An 18,583-nucleotide genomic window follows, 5' to 3' on the forward strand; every position below is an offset into this window, starting at 1 on the left:
ATTGTCGTATTCTCTCAGAATGTTGAGTCTCCGACAATCCCGGGGCGGTTCAATATCGCGTAAGATACTTATTAGGATGTCTTGATAGTACAGTTTACCAAAGAGCTGGCTTAAACCCTCTTGATCAAGAAAGTATTCAAAAACTTCAAATAGAACATATTTTACCTCAAAAGCTTACTAATTCTGATGCTAGTGAAGACTTTTCTAATGAGGAAGAGCATGAAAAATATGTTGATCGGTTAGGTAACACAACATTACTGGAAGGACAGATTAATCAAGCTATTAATAGCTTTAATGATATGTCCAGTAATTGGTTCGAACTGAAGCAGGGAGAATATATAAACTCTAGCTCAATACTCACGAAGCTACTGAATCCTGCATATGCAATAGGAAAAAACACTGCCTTAAACCGTTTTAGAGATAAAACTGACTATCAGTTTAGTGATTGGACTAAAAACTCTATTGAAAAAAGACAGAAAATACTGATGGAGTTAGCTTTAGATCACTGGAGGTTCAACGAGAAACGTTTAGATGAATACGATAGATTAAACGCTGAAGATCTAATATTAGCTACAACATAGGAAAGCTTGATGTAAATACTCAGAGGGTTAAAAAACATATTTTTTAACCCTTTAATTCTTTATAAAGAAACGCTTTTAGACCGCTAACTCCCTTACCTCAATTCATTCAAATATAGCTCAGCCATTCCATCAAGCCTTACTTTTACTTCTTTCCAGTTCGACATCACCTGCGTTAACAAGCGCCCAAAGTGTTCGCTATGATTATGCTCAGCGATATGGCAGAGCTCATATAATAGCACATGATCATTGCATTCCTTTAGTGCTTTAACCAAATGCGGATCAAATATTAAATTGCTCTTTACTGAACAGCTGCCTTACTGCTTCTTCATAACTAACAGTCTGAAAGCTGGCGTATCAGTTGCCCATGCTGCTTTAGGTAGTACTGCTTATAGGCGTTCTATAAAGATAAGCTTGGCTATGTGAACTCATACTTTGGTATCGATAGCGAAGATGCAATGGAAGTCTTCGAGGAGTTTTATCCGATGGAGCTAGGTGATGATGGTAATGATCAGCAGGGTGAATATCAGAATGGGTTAGTAACTAATAACGTGACCAGTATTGAGCAAGGACTACGACAGAGTGTGACGGCTGTGAGTTAGTACAGAAAAAGAAAGGCATAAGAAGGAGCTGACTCAGTCAGCTCTTTTTTTTATGGCTTCAATCGAGGCTAAGCGTGGGACTGCATGGGATGCAGTAAAAAAATATAGGACTCGCTAAGTATATGAGAGGAAGCGCTCTCATTCACTTATAAGGAGCACACCATGGAAAATTTAAACGCAGCACAGCTAGTAATCGAGCAATGCAATCATATACCGCAGCTACTGAGTGTGAAGGATGTTGGTAGCTATACAGGTCTTAGTCGTTCTACGATTTATGAGATGGTTAATGAAAAATCTGATCGTTATGATCCAACGTTCCCTAAGAAGGTTCAGCTTACACAAGTAAGGGTAGTGTGGGTAGCGAGTGAGATTGCAGAATGGATTAATACTAAGATAGCTGGGCGTTCAATGTAGCTTAAATTAACCCGCTTTAGAATTTCTAAAACGGGTTATGTTTAACATTCTATGAAAATTTGTCGATAAGAAAGAAAGCCATTTTTTTTGTCTTGTAGGTAATTACTCAATATATATCTGTTAAGAATAAACATATTACTGGTAAATATTTTGAAGAAGTCTTAGACTTACAATCTGTTAACAAGTAGTAAGTAACTATTACATTAATACCACTTTTAATCTTAATGTTCTAAGATCGGAAAAGGTCGTATTCAGACTGCTCATCTTATTGTAAAGGAGTTTTATGTCATATCCCGATTCTCAGTATTCGTCATCGAATACAATGTTCGATTTGAGCAACCCAAGTTCTGTATATGATCTTGTCAAGGATCAAATCAGAAACATATCTAATAGAGTTGATCAGCTGAATAATGGAGCTGCCAAAATTGACCAAAAGTCACATAACGAAACGATGTCTAGTCTAGATAGTATGCAACAGAAAGTAGACAGTAAGCTCGATGATTTTAAAAAAAACGCTGAATGGAAGCACTTTACAATAGCCTTTTTTGGAGAAACGAATGCAGGAAAGTCAACCTTAATTGAAGCTTTACGCATCATGTTAGGAGAAGAGGTCAGGTTAAAGCAGCAACAAAAGTATGCCAGTTTAGCAAAAAAATTAAATATTGATGCGGATGAATATTATCGTATTCAAAGTGAGATTAAAGATGTCAATGAAAATATCTCACACTTGACGCAACAACGCTTAGATATCGATGACAAGTATTCAATGTTAATAAAACCGATAGAGGATAAAAAAGAGTATATAAGCTCGGTGCTTGACGCGGAATATGAAAAACTTGTAGAAACTTATAGTAAAGACATTGAGTCTATAAATTTTGAGGTCATGGATTTAGATGTCAAGATTCATAGGATAAAAACCCTCATGCCTTGGTGGTTGAAAATAATCTATATATTCAAACGCTTAGAGGAAGAGAAGCAGATAAGTAATATAAGAAAAGAGTTGCTATTGATAAGTCACGATATAGAAGACAACAAGAATAAGACCCGTAAGAAAAAGAATGATGAGCATGAGATCCTAGGCCGTGAAATTCAAACAATACTGAAGCCCAAGGCAAGCGAGACTAAGGATATTGAGAAAGAAATAGTCAGACTTGAAAACGAAGTTAAAAAGTCACAACGATGGATCGATAAGTTTCGCGAGAACACGAAAGTATTAACTCCATTTGTAGATGGAAACATAATAGGTGATGGTCGAAGTGATTTCACAAGAGACAGCACAAGTTATATTTTTAATATTAATAACTTTCCTGTAAGTATGCTTGATGTTCCTGGTATCGAAGGTAATGAAAGTTTAGTCGAGCAAGAAATTGATAGAGCTGTTCAAAAAACACATGCTGTCTTTTATGTCACTGCAAAAGATGCTCCACCAAACGAGGGCACACTAGATCGTATCAAGAAGCACTTAAGTGATCAAACTGAAGTATGGGCTATATACAATAAACAGATTACCAATCCTAGACAGCTTAAGAAAAAGCTTGTGTCTTCACAAGATGAAGAGAAGTCATTAGATGAGCTTTCAACCAAACTCAAAGAGCTACTAGGTGACAATTATCGTGGGACGCTAGTGGTTGCTGGTCTACCTGCATTTCTCTCACAATCAACTTGTCTAGAGCCCTTCTCAATACAATACGAGCAGCAAAAAAAGTACTTAAAGGGTATGAGTCGAGAAGAACTGCAAAAAGCATCTAATCTCAGTGCGTTAGAATTAGGCTTGAAGCAAGATATTGTAGGAAATGTTGAAGATAAGATTCGAAAAAGTAACCTAAATAAAGTAAGAGAACTACTAAACGAGAATAAAAAAGAGCTGAAAATTATAAGCGAGACCTATCGATTACTAGAAAAAGATATCAAGAAAAAAGTTGATACCTCAAAAATTTCTATCAATAATCACTTCATTGAACTTGAATCTGTTCTCAAGAGGGAAAGTAGTAGACACATCAGTAAGTTCAAAAGCTCTGTTACCAAAGAAGTCTATGGTCATATAGATCAAAATATAAGTAATAGTGATTTTAAGGAAGTATTCGATAGTGAAATTAAGGAGCAAGTTAATATTTTTGAAGAAAGTATGAAAAATGAAGTCAAAAAAGCAATAGAAAAGCTGGAAAGAAATATAGAAAAAACTCAGACAGAGTTTTTGAATAACGTAAACAAGATAACAAGAGAATATGAAAGCTTTGCTGAAGTTAATAATATAAATTTTGATTTGGATTTCAATATAAGTAGTGGCGTAAATATGACTGCACTAATGTCTACGATATTCGGAGTGGGCATCGCAATGATCTGGAATCCAGTAGGTTGGGTTCTCATTACTGCCACTGTAGCAGGCTTAGCTCTTAGCTTCGCCAAATCCATTTTTGGTGCTTTTTCATCTAGCTATAAGATGGAACAGCAAAAGAAAAATGTGAGTAAAAATTTACCGAAAGTATGCCAGAAAATCCAGGCAGAAGTGGATGACAGTATTAAACAGCTAGTGACAAAAATGACAGATAATAAAGCTGAAATATATAAAAGCTTTGAGGCTGTGCCTGAAGGTATAAATGCTTTAAACAAAGATTTAAAGCATGCTATAACCCATTTCGGTCAAATATCAGATGAACTATTAGTTTAGCTAAATAAATCAAGGAGTTTTATAGTGAGTGAAACATTAAAAGAGTATCAGGCTCAACAACAACGAATTTTAGGATTACTCTCTAAGTTAGATGCTTTCTTAAAAGAAGGTAGTGAGTTTGGCTTAGAGTTACCAGATGATGTAAAAGGTAAACTGTCTAATGCAATTAATAACGTTAAAGAAGATAAGCTAAAAATTGCTTTAATAGGCGGATTCTCTGAAGGTAAAACATCTATCGCAGCCGCATGGTTAGGTAAGCTAGATAAATCTAGCATGAATATTAGTGCAGCTGAATCTTCAAATGAAGTAAGTGTCTATGATATTGGTGATGATTGCTTGTTAATTGATACACCTGGTCTATATGGTTATAAAGAGCAAGAAAACTCTGATTTTGAAATAGAAAAATATAAAGACATCACTAAAAAATATGTGAGCGAAGCACATATTGTGTTGTATGTCATGAATTCAAAAAATCCAGTTAAAGAAAGCCATAAGGACGATTTAGTTTGGTTGTTTAGAGAACTGAATCTACTCTCACGTACTGTCTTTGTTTTAAGCAGGTTTGATGAAGTGGCTGACGTTGAGGATGAAGATGAATACCAACATTTTCTTGATATTAAAAAAAGTAATGTGACAGAAAGGTTGCAAGAGTTCTTAAAGCTAAATTCTAAAGAAGTTCAACAGCTAAGTATAGTAGGGGTCTCAGCTAATCCATTTGATGAAGGGGTTGAGTATTGGCTTGATAATCCTGAAGAGTTTAGCAAGCTTTCTCATATTGGCTCATTACAAGAGTCAACGAAAAGCATTGTAAAGAATAGCGGTGGCATAAGTGATATTGTCAATGATACACGTAAGTCGATATTCAGCGATATTATTATTCGAGAAATACCAAAGGTAGAACAAAAACAAGGAGAGATGGCCGAGGTCATTAGTGATTTAGAGCACCTATGGTCAAATAAACAGTCGGAGTTAGCTGGATTAGGCACTCAAATAAGAAGTGCACGCTTAAATATCAAAGACTCAATGAAGAGATTTTTTGATGATGTCATTATGCAAGCTCGTGGTGTTGGGATGGATACAGTTGCTGATTTTTTAGATAGAGAAGTTGGTGAAGAAGGAAGTAGGATTCAAAGCAATTTAAACTCAATATTTCAAAATGAGATAGCTACAGTCAGTCTTGCGCTCGATCAACAAATTGTAAAATTCGATACTGAGCTAGAGACTATTGATAGTGCTGTCAGTGTGATGGCTCGAAAAGGTGTTAATCATCTTGTTAAAAATGTGAAATTGGATAATAAGACAGTTCTGGCCGCCCGTGATGGTGTAAAAGCAATGACAAAGTATGTAGGTTTAGACTTATCAAAAATGCTTAAGTTCAAGCCACATGGCGCAGTTAAGTTAGCCAATAAACTTAACGGGGCTTTTGCATTTTTAGGGGTTGGTCTAGAGCTCTATGATTCGTATAGGCAAATCGAAATACAAAAAGAATTTGAAAGGTCTATGAAAGAGCTTATAGATAATTTGAAAAAGCAAGAGAAAGAAATTTTAGATCTTGTGGATAGTGAACGCTTTGTTCCTATGTTCTTTCAGGGATATATGGATTTGGAGAAATCATACCAGTCTTTACAGGATGAGATCAGTGGGTATAAAGATGTTAACAGTCGGTTTAAGCAATGGAAAAATAAAGGCTCAATTATTGATGCTGAGTTTAGAGAAATTTCATAAGCTTAAAAAAGGTTGAGACTTTCTTAAAAACTGTATATCTGCTCACAATCCGGGAGTTTCCTAAAAACTGTGTAACTGCTTATAATCCAATAACAGGAGAATAAGCAATGACTACTCAATCTGACATTAAAAAACTGGCCGAGCAAATGGCTGGTAGCATGAAAAGCTTTGATAACATCAAAGACTTCCAAAAGCAGCTCATGCAATCCTTTATCGATACTGCCTTAGAGGCTGAGATGGAAGACCATCTCGGCTACCCCAAGCATGAGAAAGCAGATAAACCAAACAAGCGCAACGGACACACTAAAAAGACCGTCCGCAGTGATACAGGCGATCTTGAAATCTCTACCCCAAGAGACCGTGATAGCAGCTTTGAGCCTGTACTCGTTAGTAAGCATCAAACCCGTATCTCAGGTCTCGATGATAAAATCATATTCCTTTACGCCAAAGGTCAAACCACCACTGAGATCGTAGAGAGCATTAAAGAGCTCTACGATGTCGACATCTCAAGCTCTCTTGTCTCAAGAGTCACCGATAACATATTAGAGGACATCACTGCTTGGCAGAACCGGCCGCTGAGCAGTGTTTATCCTATCGTCTATCTAGACTGCATCGTCGTGAAGATACGTCAAGACAAGCAGATCATCAACAAAGCCATTTACTTAGCCCTAGGCGTTAACCTTAACGGTAAAAAAGAGCTGCTTGGTATGTGGCTCTCAGAGAATGAAGGCGCTAAGTTCTGGCTAGGTGTTCTTACCGAGCTTCAAAACCGTGGCGTACAAGACATCTTAATCGCTTGTGTTGACGGTCTAAAGGGCTTCCCTGATGCCATTAACACCGTCTATCCAAAGGCACAGGTTCAGCTGTGTATCGTGCATATGGTGCGTTACTCCATGAAGTTCGTACCATGGACGGATAAGAAGGCCGTAGCGGCTGATTTAAAGGCCATTTACGGCGCTGATACCCTTGAGATGGCAGAGGCCAATCTTGAGCACTTTGATGAGACTTGGGGCAAAGATTACCCGCACGTGGTCAAGTCTTGGCGCAATAACTGGGAGGGCTTAACGGTGTTCTTTGAGTATCCGAAAGACATCAGAAAAGTGATTTATACCACCAATGCGATAGAGTCGCTAAACAGTGTGATTCGGACGGCAGTGAATAAGCGTAAGGTGTTCCCATCTGATCAGGCAGCATTCAAAGTGGTGTACTTAGCCACCCAGCAGGCGTCTAAAAAGTGGTCGATGCCAATCCGTAACTGGACGTCTGCTCTGAATCGTTTTATGATTATGTTTGATGACCGTATCAGTAAGCATTTAATCTAAATGGCAGTTACACAGAATCTGGGATGGTCTCCACAATCCTCTATCCATAAGTAAGCCACCTTCGCATTTCGCAAGGTGGCTTATTTTTTTACTAGAACTATTACCCATTTAATATCTATTAAGTACAGTTATTCATATGCTGCGCTTCTGTTAAATCTGGGTTGCGACAGTCTGTTGACGGATCATATCCGTCGTCATAACCTGAACGTTCAATCACGAATTTACGCAAATCAGCATCTGTGCCACCACCAAGGGTAAAATCATTTAATAAATCTACCATGTCTTGTGATACTTCAATATTGTTGTCCAAAAGGTAGTCAATGTGTGCTGCTTGCGTTGGTGTCAGTAGTTCGGTCGTTTCTACAGCGTGATCACCGGTTCCATTATCGTAGTAGTCATCATTTGAAATATCATGAGTAGTTTCACTCATGTCTGATATGGATGCAATGTCAGCATCCAGCTGCTCACTTAGATCTTGGAATATATCATCATAGGTTTCACCTGCAACCTCTTCATCAATCAAGCCGAAGTCAGCGACAGAAGATTCTTCGATGTTCTTATTAGAGTTTTTATCTTTTAAGTCTAACGAAAAAGAAATCCTTGTGACTTTCCAGCTAAGACCGTCTCTATGCATGATCACATCTAATGATTCATCCGAATCATCGGCATCAATGATCTGAACTTTGAATCGATTAAATGATAGGTAGCCAGTTTTATAATCAATATCTTCATTGTCGATTTTAGCCTTGTCTTCCGAGCTGTCATTACTTGAGTCAAAATCCAATTTTTGCCCTTGAAGCATTAATGCAACCCCATCAGGTGTGACCAAACCATCAACGAGTGGGTCTATCATTGCAGCGGCTAACATAGTTCCTAAAGCCTCAAAGCCATCTTGCTCATCACTTGCAGCAAGCTCTTCAACCATAGCGGCTTTGACTTGATCCTTTATGCTTTGCTTAACGCTAGGGAAATCAATATACCCTGACAGCTTATCTGCATCTTTCTGTTCAGCAGCATTTTTAATGTTATACAAAGCTATATATGGTGAAGCGTAAAGATAAATCGCAAATATAACTAACAAGCCTGCCAACCAAGGTAAAAGCTTTTTCAAAAAATCTCTCCTGAATTTCTAACAATATTAAAAGACGATGAAGCAATACGGATAGCTAACGCTTAGACTGAAATGCTTAGCTGCTATATTTACAAAGTATAATTTTTACCAATGTCATGAATTTATGCAGATTTACATAGTAGTAACATTTAGAAATTAATGCTAACATTAGTTGACTTATAAAACAATTCAATAAACTCACGTTTATCAAAACATCTTTCAGTATTCGACAGGAACATCACCGTTGTCGTCCGTACAATAATATTCTTAGGTCTATATAAATTCTGAGTCCAGCAAAATAAAAATTAACCATTGTTTATGATCTATATTGAGTACGAGATAACAGTTCCTTCCAAAAATGAGTTGATAGATAAGCTTGCTTAAAAGCACAATCTAGCTAAAATTGTTACCACAAAGCGAATCACTTTCTTGTACGGCTAATCATGCATTCATTGCATGGTTAGCCCTTAGAACATAGAGAACAAAAAAACATGGCTAAAACACCGGTAAGCAAAAAAGACAAAACAGACAATGGCAATTTTGAAGAAGCCCTTTGGGATGCGGCCAACAAGCTACGAGGTAGCGTCGAATCATCAGAATATAAGCACATCGTCCTTAGCCTGATTTTCTTAAAATTCATCAGTGATACTTTTGAGCAGCAGCGCCAAAAGCTTATTGATACAGGCTATGAAAAGCATATCGACATGGTGCAAGCCTATACCAAAGACAATGTGTTCTACTTGCCAGAAGAGAGCCGTTGGAGCTTTATTCAGCAGAATGCTAAGCAAGAAGACATCGCGCTTAAAATCGATACGGCGCTTAGCACTATTGAAAAAACCAACCAATCATTGAAAGGCGCATTGCCTGACAATTACTTCTCACGTCTTGGCTTAACGGCCAGTAAGCTTGCCGCCTTGATTGATGTCGTCAATAACATCGATACCATTGGTAATCCTTCCGAGGACACGGTAGGGCGCGTGTACGAGTATTTCTTGGGTAAGTTTGCCGCAACTGAAGGTAAAGGCGGTGGTGAGTTCTATACGCCTAAGTCTGTGGTAAATCTCATTGCAGAAATGGTTGAGCCGTATCAAGGCAAAATCTATGATCCGTGCTGCGGTTCAGGCGGTATGTTCGTCCAGTCCATTAAGTTCATCGAGAGTCACCACGGCAATACCAAAGACGTGTCTATCTATGGGCAAGAGTACACCAGCACGACCTACAAGCTCGCTAAGATGAACCTTGCCATTCGTGGCATCTCAAGCAACTTGGGTGATGTGGCTGCCGATACGTTCTTTAAAGATCAGCACGAAGACCTGAAAGCCGACTTCATCATGGCAAACCCACCTTTTAACCAAAAGGATTGGCGCGCCCCTGATGAGCTGGTCGATGATCCACGCTGGGCAGGCTATCCGACACCGCCGACGGGCAATGCCAACTATGCATGGATATTACACATGATATCTAAGCTCTCTGAGCACGGTACAGCAGGTTTCGTACTGGCCAATGGTTCGATGTCTACCACCACCAGTGGTGAAGGTGAGATACGCGAGCAAATCATCAAAAACGATCTGGTCGATTGTATGATTGCGCTACCGGGTCAGCTGTTTTATACCACGACCATTCCGGTGTGCTTATGGTTCATCAGTAAGGACAAAGCTGCCACCTCCGCTGATAGCCAAGCACGTGGGCTGCGTAATCGCAGCGGTGAGACGCTATTCATTGATGCCCGTAATATTGGTGCGATGATTGACCGTACTCATAAAGAATTTTCTACTGATGATATCGAGGCGATTGCCAAGACGTATCATGCATGGCGTGGAGAGAAGGAAGCAGGTGGTTATGAAGCATACGAGGACGAGGCAGGCTATTGCAAATCGGCAAGCCTAGAAGATATCAAAGCCAATGATTATGTGCTTACCCCGGGGCGTTATGTCGGTGCTGCGGCAATTGAAGATGACGGTATTCTGTTCGAGACTAAGATGTTAGAGCTAAGCCAAACACTGTATGCACAGATGAAAGAATCTAAAGAGCTAGATGCCACCATTCGTCAGAACTTGGAGGTATTGGGTTATGGTGAGTGAAGAAGCGATTTATACGGTTGGCGAGCTAATTAAAGCGGGTGTTTTATACAAACCTTTAGATGGAAATCATGGTGGTATTCATCCTAAAGGTAACGATTTTGTTGAATCTGGAATACCTTTTGTGATGGCTTCTGATATGTCTAATGGGCAAGTTGATACTAAAACTTGTAAATTTATATCAGCTGATCAGGCGAGTACTTTAAGAAAAGGTTTTGCCATTACTGGAGATGTCTTAATATCTCATAAGGCTACGATTGGTCGAACAGCTATTGTTGGTGAAATAGAATCTGAATTTATAGTCTTAACCCCACAGGTTACTTATTATAGAGTGAAAGATACAGACCAACTAAATAATAGGTATCTAAAATACTATTTCGACTCATATGAATTTCAAGGCTTATTAAACCAGTGGGCTGGAGGAGGTTCTACTAGAGCTTATCTTGGGATCACTGGACAGCTAAAATTACCAATAAAGATTTTAGATATTCAAAAACAAAAAGCCATTGCTCATATTCTTGGCTCTTTAGACGACAAAATCGAGCTAAACCGCCAAATGAATGAGACGCTAGAAGCGATGGCGCAGGCATTATTTAAGAGTTGGTTTGTTGATTTTGATCCGGTCATTGATAACGCGTTAGCGGCTGGCAAACCGATTCCTGATGAGTTTATGGAACGTGCGGAGCAGCGTAAAGCAATTGAGAAAAAAGATAATTCAGAGATTCAGCACTTATTCCCTGATACGTTTGAGTTTACGGAAGAGATGGGTTGGATTCCGCAGGGTTGGGATGTTGATGCTTTTTCTGAACATAGCATAATAACTATGGGTCAATCTCCAAAAGGTACTAGTTATAATTCTGATGGCGAAGGTATTGCTCTTATAAATGGACCTGTCGAGTTTGGAGAGTATTTTACTAGCAAGATTAAGTGGACAACTGAGCCAACAAGAATATGTAAGGAAGGGGATTTAATTGTTTGTGTTAGAGGTAGTACAACTGGTCGTTATGTAAAATCAGATGGTGCTTATTGTATTGGGCGAGGAGTCTGTTCAATAAGAGGAAAGAAATCTCAGTGTTTCTCTGATTTTTGGTTTAAAAATGCTTTATCTGATTTACTAAGATTTGCTACAGGTTCGACATTTCCAAGCTGGAATGGCCCAATGATAAAGTCTTTTTCTTCAATAATTCCTAGTTCTAAAGTGATTGCTGAATTTGATAAGTTAGTATCGCCTATGGTTAAACAACAAGGTATATCAAGTAAAGAAGGCCAAACTCTCGCCAAACTCCGCGACACCCTTTTACCCAAGTTAATGTCAGGTGAGCTTCGAATTCCTGAGGCTGCGGCACTTGTGGATGAAGCTATATAACTTTTGATGTTAAACGTTTATCCCAAAAATATAGTCATTAATGGAGTTCAAGATGAAAAAGCTTTTACTTAGTTTGGCGCTTAGTTTAGGTACTTTATCTGCGGCTCCTGCAATGGCTGCCGCTCCTGCTTTCTCTGCCAGTCAAATGGCTCAAGTCAAAATCAAAGACTTGAGCTTTAAAGAAGTCATGCGTCAGTTTTATAGCGGTCGTATGGGTTATGAGTTTATTGATGATGAATATATTGAGTCGATGCCAAATATTGGTTTAGACAGTATTGATAGCGATGGAGAGAGAACAGTTGCTTTAATGCATCCGGTATTGCCTTATAAAAATGTAGCAGGTGAGCCACGTTATTTGGCCATCATCGAAAAAGTTCAAGTCAATAATGGTTCATTGGTTTCTTGCCATGTTTGCGGTGCAACAGCTGATTTATACAGTTTTCAGAAGCTAAGTAACGGCCAGTTTCAATTGGTAAGTAAAACACCAAACGATGTGGAGTTTTCTACTAGCTGGGGGCGAGTTGGACTTTATGCCGAAGATATTCAGAACGGCCTACAGCCGTTGGGGAAAAACCTAATGGGCAGTATATTTATGAATGGTTATACCTCTACTGGGACAACGGATAGCTGGTGGGATGTATTGTTCTTACCTGAAAATGACTTTATCAATATATATACGTTAGGTGATGCTGGCTCAAACAATGCCGGAAATTACGAGGAAGACTCACCTCTGTACTATAGCTATGATGTTGCTTTTAAAGTCATACCTGAAAACACTACTTATTATCCTATTAAATTGACTTATAAAGGCGATAAACCTACTGAGGATTACGATCGTATCAATAGTGTCAATTACAGCAAGATTGTAAAGTTCAATCCGGTGAAAAAGGCTTATGAATAATCTAGCTTTAGCTTAGCCGTGGACTGGCATATTAGTTGTCGAGAAAGATAATACAGAATAATAAAAAGGACTTACCATTGAAATTCACTGAAGACCGACTTGAACAAGCTATTATCGAGCTACTAGCAGCCGAGGGCTATCCACATACGGTTGGCGAAGCACTCGACCGCAACCCTGACGATGTGCTGATTAAGTCTGATCTTCGACAGTTTCTAGCCACTCGCTATAAAGCAGACTTGATCACAGAGTATGAGATTGATTCTATCATTCATAAGCTCGAATACCTTCCAGCATCTGATCTGTACGATACTAACAAAGCCATTATGAAGTTTGTCGCCGATGGGTTCTTCTTGAAGCGTGAGGACTATACCCAAAAAGACTTATACATCCAGCTGCTTGATTATGAGGCACTCGATAACAATCGCTTTCGCATCGTTAATCAGATGGAGATACAAGGCTTTGAGCTCCGTATTCCTGATGGCATTCTCTATATCAACGGCTTACCACTGGTGGTGTTTGAGTTTAAGAGTAGCATTCGTGAAGATGCCACCATGTTTGATGCCTACACCCAGCTGACCACTCGCTATAAGCGTGATATTCCAGAGCTGTTTAAATACAATGCGCTATGCGTCATCAGTGATGGAGTCAACTCAAAGATGGGCTCTTTCTTTGCGCCTTATGAGTTCTATTACTCTTGGCGCAAAGTGACTGGTGATGAGAAATTAGAGAAAGATGGCATCCATTCCTTACTAACCATGATTAGCGGATTATTTGATAAAGCACGTTTGGTTGATGTCATTCGCAATTTTATCTATGTGCCTGATAAATCCAGCAGGGAAGAAAAAATCGTTTGTCGCTATCCGCAGTATTATGCTGCCACCAAACTGTTTGACAATATTAAACGTCATATGAAAGTGCTTGACACTAACGGTAAATTTGATGAGAGCGATTCTTTACGAGACGGGAAGGGCGGTACGTACTTTGGCGCGACTGGCTGTGGTAAGAGCTTTACCATGCTGTTTCTAGCACGTCTGCTGATGCGCGACGTTGAGCTTGGCAGTCCAACTATTATCTTAATCACCGATCGCACCGACTTAGATGGTCAGCTGTCTGAAACCTTTACCAATGCTAAGACCTATATCGGCGATGACAATATCATCAGTGTCGAAAGTCGAGCGCATCTACGCGAACAGTTAAAAGGTCGCAGAAGTGGCGGTGTATTCTTGACGACTATTCATAAGTTTACCGAGGACTTAGCGCTACTGACAGAGCGTACCAACGTCATCTGTATTTCAGATGAAGCGCATCGTAGCCAAATTAATCTTCAGCAGAAGATCACTGTCACTGAAGATGGGGTGAAAAAGACTTACGGCTTTGCTAAGTACCTGCATGATTCATTGCCCAATGCCACTTACGTGGGCTTCACGGGCACACCGATTGATGCCACCCTTGATGTCTTCGGTCCAGTCATTGATAGCTACACCATGGTTGAGTCGGTATTCGATGAAATCACCGTGCGTATCGTCTATGAAGGCCGCGCTGCCAAAGTACTACTCGATAGTAAGCAACTTGATGAAGTAGAGAAATACTATCAAGAAAGTGCTGACGCTGGCACCAATGAGTATCAGATAGAGAAAAGCAAAAAAGCCATGGCGAGTATGTCGACCATACTTGGTGACCCTGATCGCATAAGAGCCATTGCTGAAGATTTTGTTCAGCATTATGAAGCGCGAGTAGAAGAGGGCACGACGCAAAAAGGCAAAGCGATGTTTGTCTGTAGCAGCCGTGAAGCTGCCTATCAGTTATATAAAGACATCATAGAGCTGCGTCCTGAATGGAATGAAGTGCGAGCATGCGAGGAAGGCTCAACCTTATCAGAGAGTGATAAGAAAAATGTCATGCCCATGGAGCGTGTCAAAATGATTATGACTCGTAACAAGGATGACGCAAAAGGCATGTGGGACAATCTCGGTAATAAAGACTATCGCAAAGAGCTGGATCGTCAGTTTAAAAACGGCAAATCTAACTTTAAGATCGCCATCGTCGTTGATATGTGGCTTACAGGCTTTGACGTGCCATTTCTCGATACCATCTACATTGATAAACCCCTACAAAAGCACAGCCTGATTCAGACCATATCACGGGTCAATCGTAAGTTTGAAGGCAAAGAAAGTGGCCTAGTGGTTGATTATATCGGCATCAAAAAGCAGATGAACCTTGCGCTCTCGCATTACACAGGCGGTCAGGTTCAAAACCTAGACGATATCCAAAAGTCAGTCGTAGTGGTCAAAGACCATTTAAACCTACTTGATACGGTCTATCATAAGTTTGACTCTAGCCTGTACTTTAATGGCACGCCGCTAGAGCAGCTCAATTGCTTGAATGCGGCGGCTGACTTTGCGCTGCAATCTAAGAAGCTAGAAAAGCGTTTTATGGACTTGGCCAAGCGTTTGAAGTCTGCCTATGATATTTGTGTGGGTAGTGAAGCACTTACAAAGGCGCACAAAGACAAGATTCATTACTACCTAGCCATTCGCACCATCATCTTTAAAATCACTACTGGCGGCGCACCTGATACTGAGCAAATGAATCAAAAGGTGCGTGATCTAGTGAAAGACGCGCTGATGAGTGATGGCGTTGAAGAGATCTTTAAGCTCGGTGATAACACAGATGGTGAGATCGATATCTTCGATGAAGATTACTTAGCCAAGCTTGAAGTGATTAAGCAGCCCAATACCAAGTTAGAGTTACTGCAACAACTACTGGCTAAAGCCATTGGTGAGCTGAAAAAAACCAACAAGGTGAAGGGCGTGGATTTCAGTAAGAAGATGAATGCGCTTGTCGAGAAGTATAACGACCGTGACGAGCAAGACTTACTACGCGCCGAAGTCATTGGCGATTTCTCTGACGAGATCATTAAGCTCTACCATGAGCTGCGCCAAGAGATGGCATCGTTTGGTGAGATGGGTATCGACTTTGAAGAAAAAGCCTTTTATGACGTTCTGCTGTCACTGGCGCACAAGTACGACTTCACTTATCCAGAAGATAAGCTAATTGAGCTGTCTAAAGAAGTAAAAAAACTGATAGACGATAAAGCAAGATACACCGACTGGAACAAGCGCGACGACATCAAAGCGGAGCTACAGTTTGATTTGATGATATTACTTGATGAATGGGGCTACCCACCTGTGGACTCAAAAGAGGTCTATAAAGAGATATTTGAACAAGCTGAGAATTTTAAGAAAAGTAGGGTGGTTTAGATATACTTATACATAATTTAGTATGACCTATTTGAGTTTGAAAATGCTGTGACGATAATTTGCTTGAGTCAGGTATTGTTGCCTGACTTAAGTAAATCAGCCTCCAATATAGTCGGGGCGGTTCACTTTCCAGTTGCAAGCTTCTGGCGAGGGTTGGAATATTACCAACAAAAAATGCCTTTAGCTATTGAATTATCCCGTAGGGAAGTGTTGATAGCTAAAGGCATTTTTCATTTTTAGCCAGAGAGATATGAACATCAGATACTAAAACAGAATGACGCTTGATGATGACATTAGGTGCATATAAGAAATTATAATAGCTATTTATAAAACGATTGCTTCACAAACCATAAAACGCTTTATTACCAAGGCCTACAGCACACATAATAGTTTATAAAAAGCTAAAACATCCATTCAAATACACCTCTTACTAGAGATCAATCTGCCTAAAAATAGTGGAAAATCCAACACATTTGATAGCAATACAACACCTCCATCGTTTATCTTACTATCACTAAAATTCATAATCATTCTAGATATCTTAATATACATACCTAACAGAAGGGGTCAGTTCTATCGTGGCCGCAATAATTACTTCTTCAATAAAAAGGTACTATCGTTATAATTATATCTCTTTAGATACTATATACGCTAAAAAAGCCTTTTTTAAATATAGTGTGTTTTTCAATCTATTTAGGCATTAAAATACTACTCCTTATTTCTCAATAGCTCCAATACCTTTTTCTCTCCAAGCTGATCGATCAATGCCTGTAGATGAGCAGTAGAGTCGGCTTGTGATTGAGCATTTGCTTTAAACTCTGCTGTATCTCTGCCTTCTCGTAAAGCATCTAAATAGTCAGCCCACTTCTGCATCATATTGCTACGATCATCAATGTACTCAAATCGACCGTAAGCTGTGCCATTAGGATCTTTAGTTGTATGACCCAATGCCATCTCTACAAGTACAAGTGGATACTTGAGCTGCTCTTGTAAGATGGTCTTCGCTGTCGCTCTAAAACCATGAGCACAATGTATATCTTTATAGCCTAAATCCTTTAAACGCTTATTAGCAGTTGCATCAGAGATGATCTGATGCTTTTTTGCCGTCTGGCTAAAAAAGACATATTCTGTATGTCCATTAACCTTTTGCTGTTCACGCAATATAGCCACGGATTGATGAGGTAAGGGGACAACCATATCCTTGACCATGTTTACCTTACCTTGACCTTTTAAAGGCTTCAGCTGCCACCTGCCAGCCTCTAAGTCTAGATCTGCCCAGCGCATACGTCTTAGATCACCATTACGAACAAAGAGAAGCGTTAATAGCCTAAGAGAGTTTATGGTGTTTGGATCACCTTCTATTGTTTCAATATCTCTAAGAAGTTTAGCCAAGTCCTTCGGTTTAGTAACCGCAGGACGATGACCGTAACTTGACTTAGCCAACTGGCTCTTAATGAGCGCCGCAGGATCACTCGTACAGAAGCCTCGTGCCCCAGCATAGACAAACACATCACTGGCAATACCAGCACAGCGTTCAGCCTTATCTGTGGGCTTGCCAGCTTTATTTAATGAGTTAGCCTGAATATCTAGTAGCACTTCAAGCATTCTAGGTGAGTCAATTTCACTGATAGGTTCATTACCAATATAGGAGCATATAAGCTCTAAACGGCCTTTCTTACGAATCAACGTATTACCTTTTTGAGTATGTTCTAGTCCTTCAAAATACTCCCAAGCAAAATGATTAAAAGAGTTTTTAGTTTTACTAATAATAATTTTCTTTAATTCTTCACGATGATTTTTAGGGTCAATACCTTTACTTAGTAAGTCCTCATATTCACGCCAAACTTCACAGGCACGAGCATATGAGGTACTTGGATATATACCGATGGAGATAATACTTTGCTTAGGGTTTGAAGGTGGGTAGTAGCGATACATCCATGATTTGGTTTCAGTAGGACGTACCATTAAGAATAGCTTGGGATGATTTTTGACAGGAACGAAGTATTTTTTATCTTCAGGCTTATGGCTGCTGATGCTTCGGTCTGAACTGATCGCTTTTCTTTCCATATCCTAGATCTCCATGAGTAGACTCAAAACTCGGTATACTTGACAGTATACTCAAAGTGCATGGATTAGGATAGATAGAGCAGGACAGTATAGAACGCCAGATACAACAAAGCCCCTGATATCAGGGGCTTTAGATGTTCTATAAGATAGTATAGGACTATGTAATGGTACCCGGAGCCGGACTTGAACCGGCACGCTATTACTAGCGAGGGATTTTAAATCCCTTGTGTCTACCAATTTCACCACCCGGGCAAAACTTGTATTATCTAAAAGTAAGCTTTCTACTTGTTAGATAGTGGTCGCTATTATAAGCATTTATATTAATAAAGCAAGCTAAAATTAATATAATATGAATAAAATTTTAACCTAAATAATTGGAGGCTGAGGTCGGAATCGAACCGGCGTTAACGGAGTTGCAGTCCGCTGCATGACCACTCTGCCACCCAGCCAATCAAGGACGCCTATATTAGCAAATATAATTTAAATTACAA

At 39.5% G+C, this 18,583-nt stretch carries 11 protein-coding genes, 2 tRNA genes and 1 pseudogene; 10 read left to right on the forward strand and 4 right to left on the reverse strand.

The genetic code is table 11. The features are described from left to right. Positions 1-62: 62 nt before the first annotated feature. The 6 genes and pseudogenes from I3257_RS12170 to I3257_RS12195 form a co-directional block, all read left to right on the forward strand. Positions 63-581 (forward strand): annotated as a pseudogene (locus I3257_RS12170) (HNH endonuclease family protein); the annotation flags it as partial. Positions 582-1,000: 419 nt separating this feature from the next. Next, entirely contained in the window at positions 1,001-1,180 is a 180-nt protein-coding gene (locus tag I3257_RS12175) for a hypothetical protein (RefSeq protein ID WP_238049920.1), read from the forward strand. A 162-nt stretch (positions 1,181-1,342) separates the two neighbouring features. Next, entirely contained in the window at positions 1,343-1,594 is a 252-nt protein-coding gene (locus I3257_RS12180; protein WP_238049921.1) for an AlpA family phage regulatory protein, read from the forward strand. A 283-nt stretch (positions 1,595-1,877) separates the two neighbouring features. Continuing rightward, positions 1,878-4,262, forward strand: a complete 2,385-nt coding sequence (locus tag I3257_RS12185; protein ID WP_238049922.1) for a hypothetical protein — start codon at positions 1,878-1,880, stop codon at positions 4,260-4,262. Between the two features lie 24 nt (positions 4,263-4,286). Continuing rightward, positions 4,287-5,987 carry a LeoA/HP0731 family dynamin-like GTPase gene (locus I3257_RS12190; protein WP_238049923.1) on the forward strand — a complete coding sequence of 567 codons (1,701 nt, stop codon included), beginning with the start codon at positions 4,287-4,289 and terminating at the stop codon, positions 5,985-5,987. A gap of 107 nt (positions 5,988-6,094) precedes the next feature. Then, positions 6,095-7,309 carry an IS256 family transposase gene (locus I3257_RS12195; RefSeq protein ID WP_238049924.1) on the forward strand — a complete coding sequence of 405 codons (1,215 nt, stop codon included), beginning with the start codon at positions 6,095-6,097 and terminating at the stop codon, positions 7,307-7,309. A gap of 118 nt (positions 7,310-7,427) precedes the next feature. On the opposite strand, the gene I3257_RS12200 is transcribed toward I3257_RS12195, so the two are convergent. Beyond that, positions 7,428-8,420 carry a DUF2939 domain-containing protein gene (locus tag I3257_RS12200; RefSeq protein ID WP_238049925.1) on the reverse strand — a complete coding sequence of 331 codons (993 nt, stop codon included), beginning with the start codon at positions 8,418-8,420 and terminating at the stop codon, positions 7,428-7,430. A 491-nt stretch (positions 8,421-8,911) separates the two neighbouring features. Between I3257_RS12200 and I3257_RS12205 the strand changes: the two genes are divergently transcribed. The 4 genes from I3257_RS12205 to I3257_RS12220 all read left to right on the forward strand — a co-directional run bounded on the left by I3257_RS12205 (position 8,912) and on the right by I3257_RS12220 (position 16,025). Further along, complete coding sequence (locus tag I3257_RS12205) at positions 8,912-10,501, forward strand: class I SAM-dependent DNA methyltransferase (RefSeq protein ID WP_238049926.1); 1,590 nt, start codon at positions 8,912-8,914, stop codon at positions 10,499-10,501. Then, on the forward strand, positions 10,491-11,864 hold the full coding sequence (locus I3257_RS12210) for a restriction endonuclease subunit S (protein WP_238049927.1): 1,374 nt from the start codon (positions 10,491-10,493) through the stop codon (positions 11,862-11,864). Before I3257_RS12205 ends, I3257_RS12210 begins: the two co-directional genes overlap by 11 nt. Before the next feature lie 52 nt (positions 11,865-11,916). Beyond that, positions 11,917-12,765 (forward strand): hypothetical protein, encoded by an 849-nt coding sequence (locus tag I3257_RS12215; RefSeq protein ID WP_238049928.1) that lies wholly within the window; start codon positions 11,917-11,919, stop codon positions 12,763-12,765. Positions 12,766-12,842: 77 nt separating this feature from the next. Continuing rightward, entirely contained in the window at positions 12,843-16,025 is a 3,183-nt protein-coding gene (locus I3257_RS12220; RefSeq protein WP_238049929.1) for a type I restriction endonuclease subunit R, read from the forward strand. Positions 16,026-16,733: 708 nt separating this feature from the next. Here the strand turns inward: I3257_RS12220 and I3257_RS12225 are convergent. The 3 genes from I3257_RS12225 to I3257_RS12235 all read right to left on the reverse strand — a co-directional run bounded on the left by I3257_RS12225 (position 16,734) and on the right by I3257_RS12235 (position 18,541). Continuing rightward, complete coding sequence (locus tag I3257_RS12225) at positions 16,734-18,092, reverse strand: integrase arm-type DNA-binding domain-containing protein (RefSeq protein WP_238049930.1); 1,359 nt, start codon at positions 18,090-18,092, stop codon at positions 16,734-16,736. A 165-nt stretch (positions 18,093-18,257) separates the two neighbouring features. Beyond that, positions 18,258-18,344: transfer RNA gene (locus I3257_RS12230), tRNA-Leu, on the reverse strand. Positions 18,345-18,467: 123 nt separating this feature from the next. Then, positions 18,468-18,541, reverse strand: a tRNA-Cys gene (locus I3257_RS12235). Positions 18,542-18,583: the final 42 nt, after the last annotated feature.

It is taken from the genome of Psychrobacter sp. Ps7, from assembly GCF_022129225.1.
Taxonomy (GTDB): domain Bacteria; phylum Pseudomonadota; class Gammaproteobacteria; order Pseudomonadales; family Moraxellaceae; genus Psychrobacter; species Psychrobacter immobilis_A.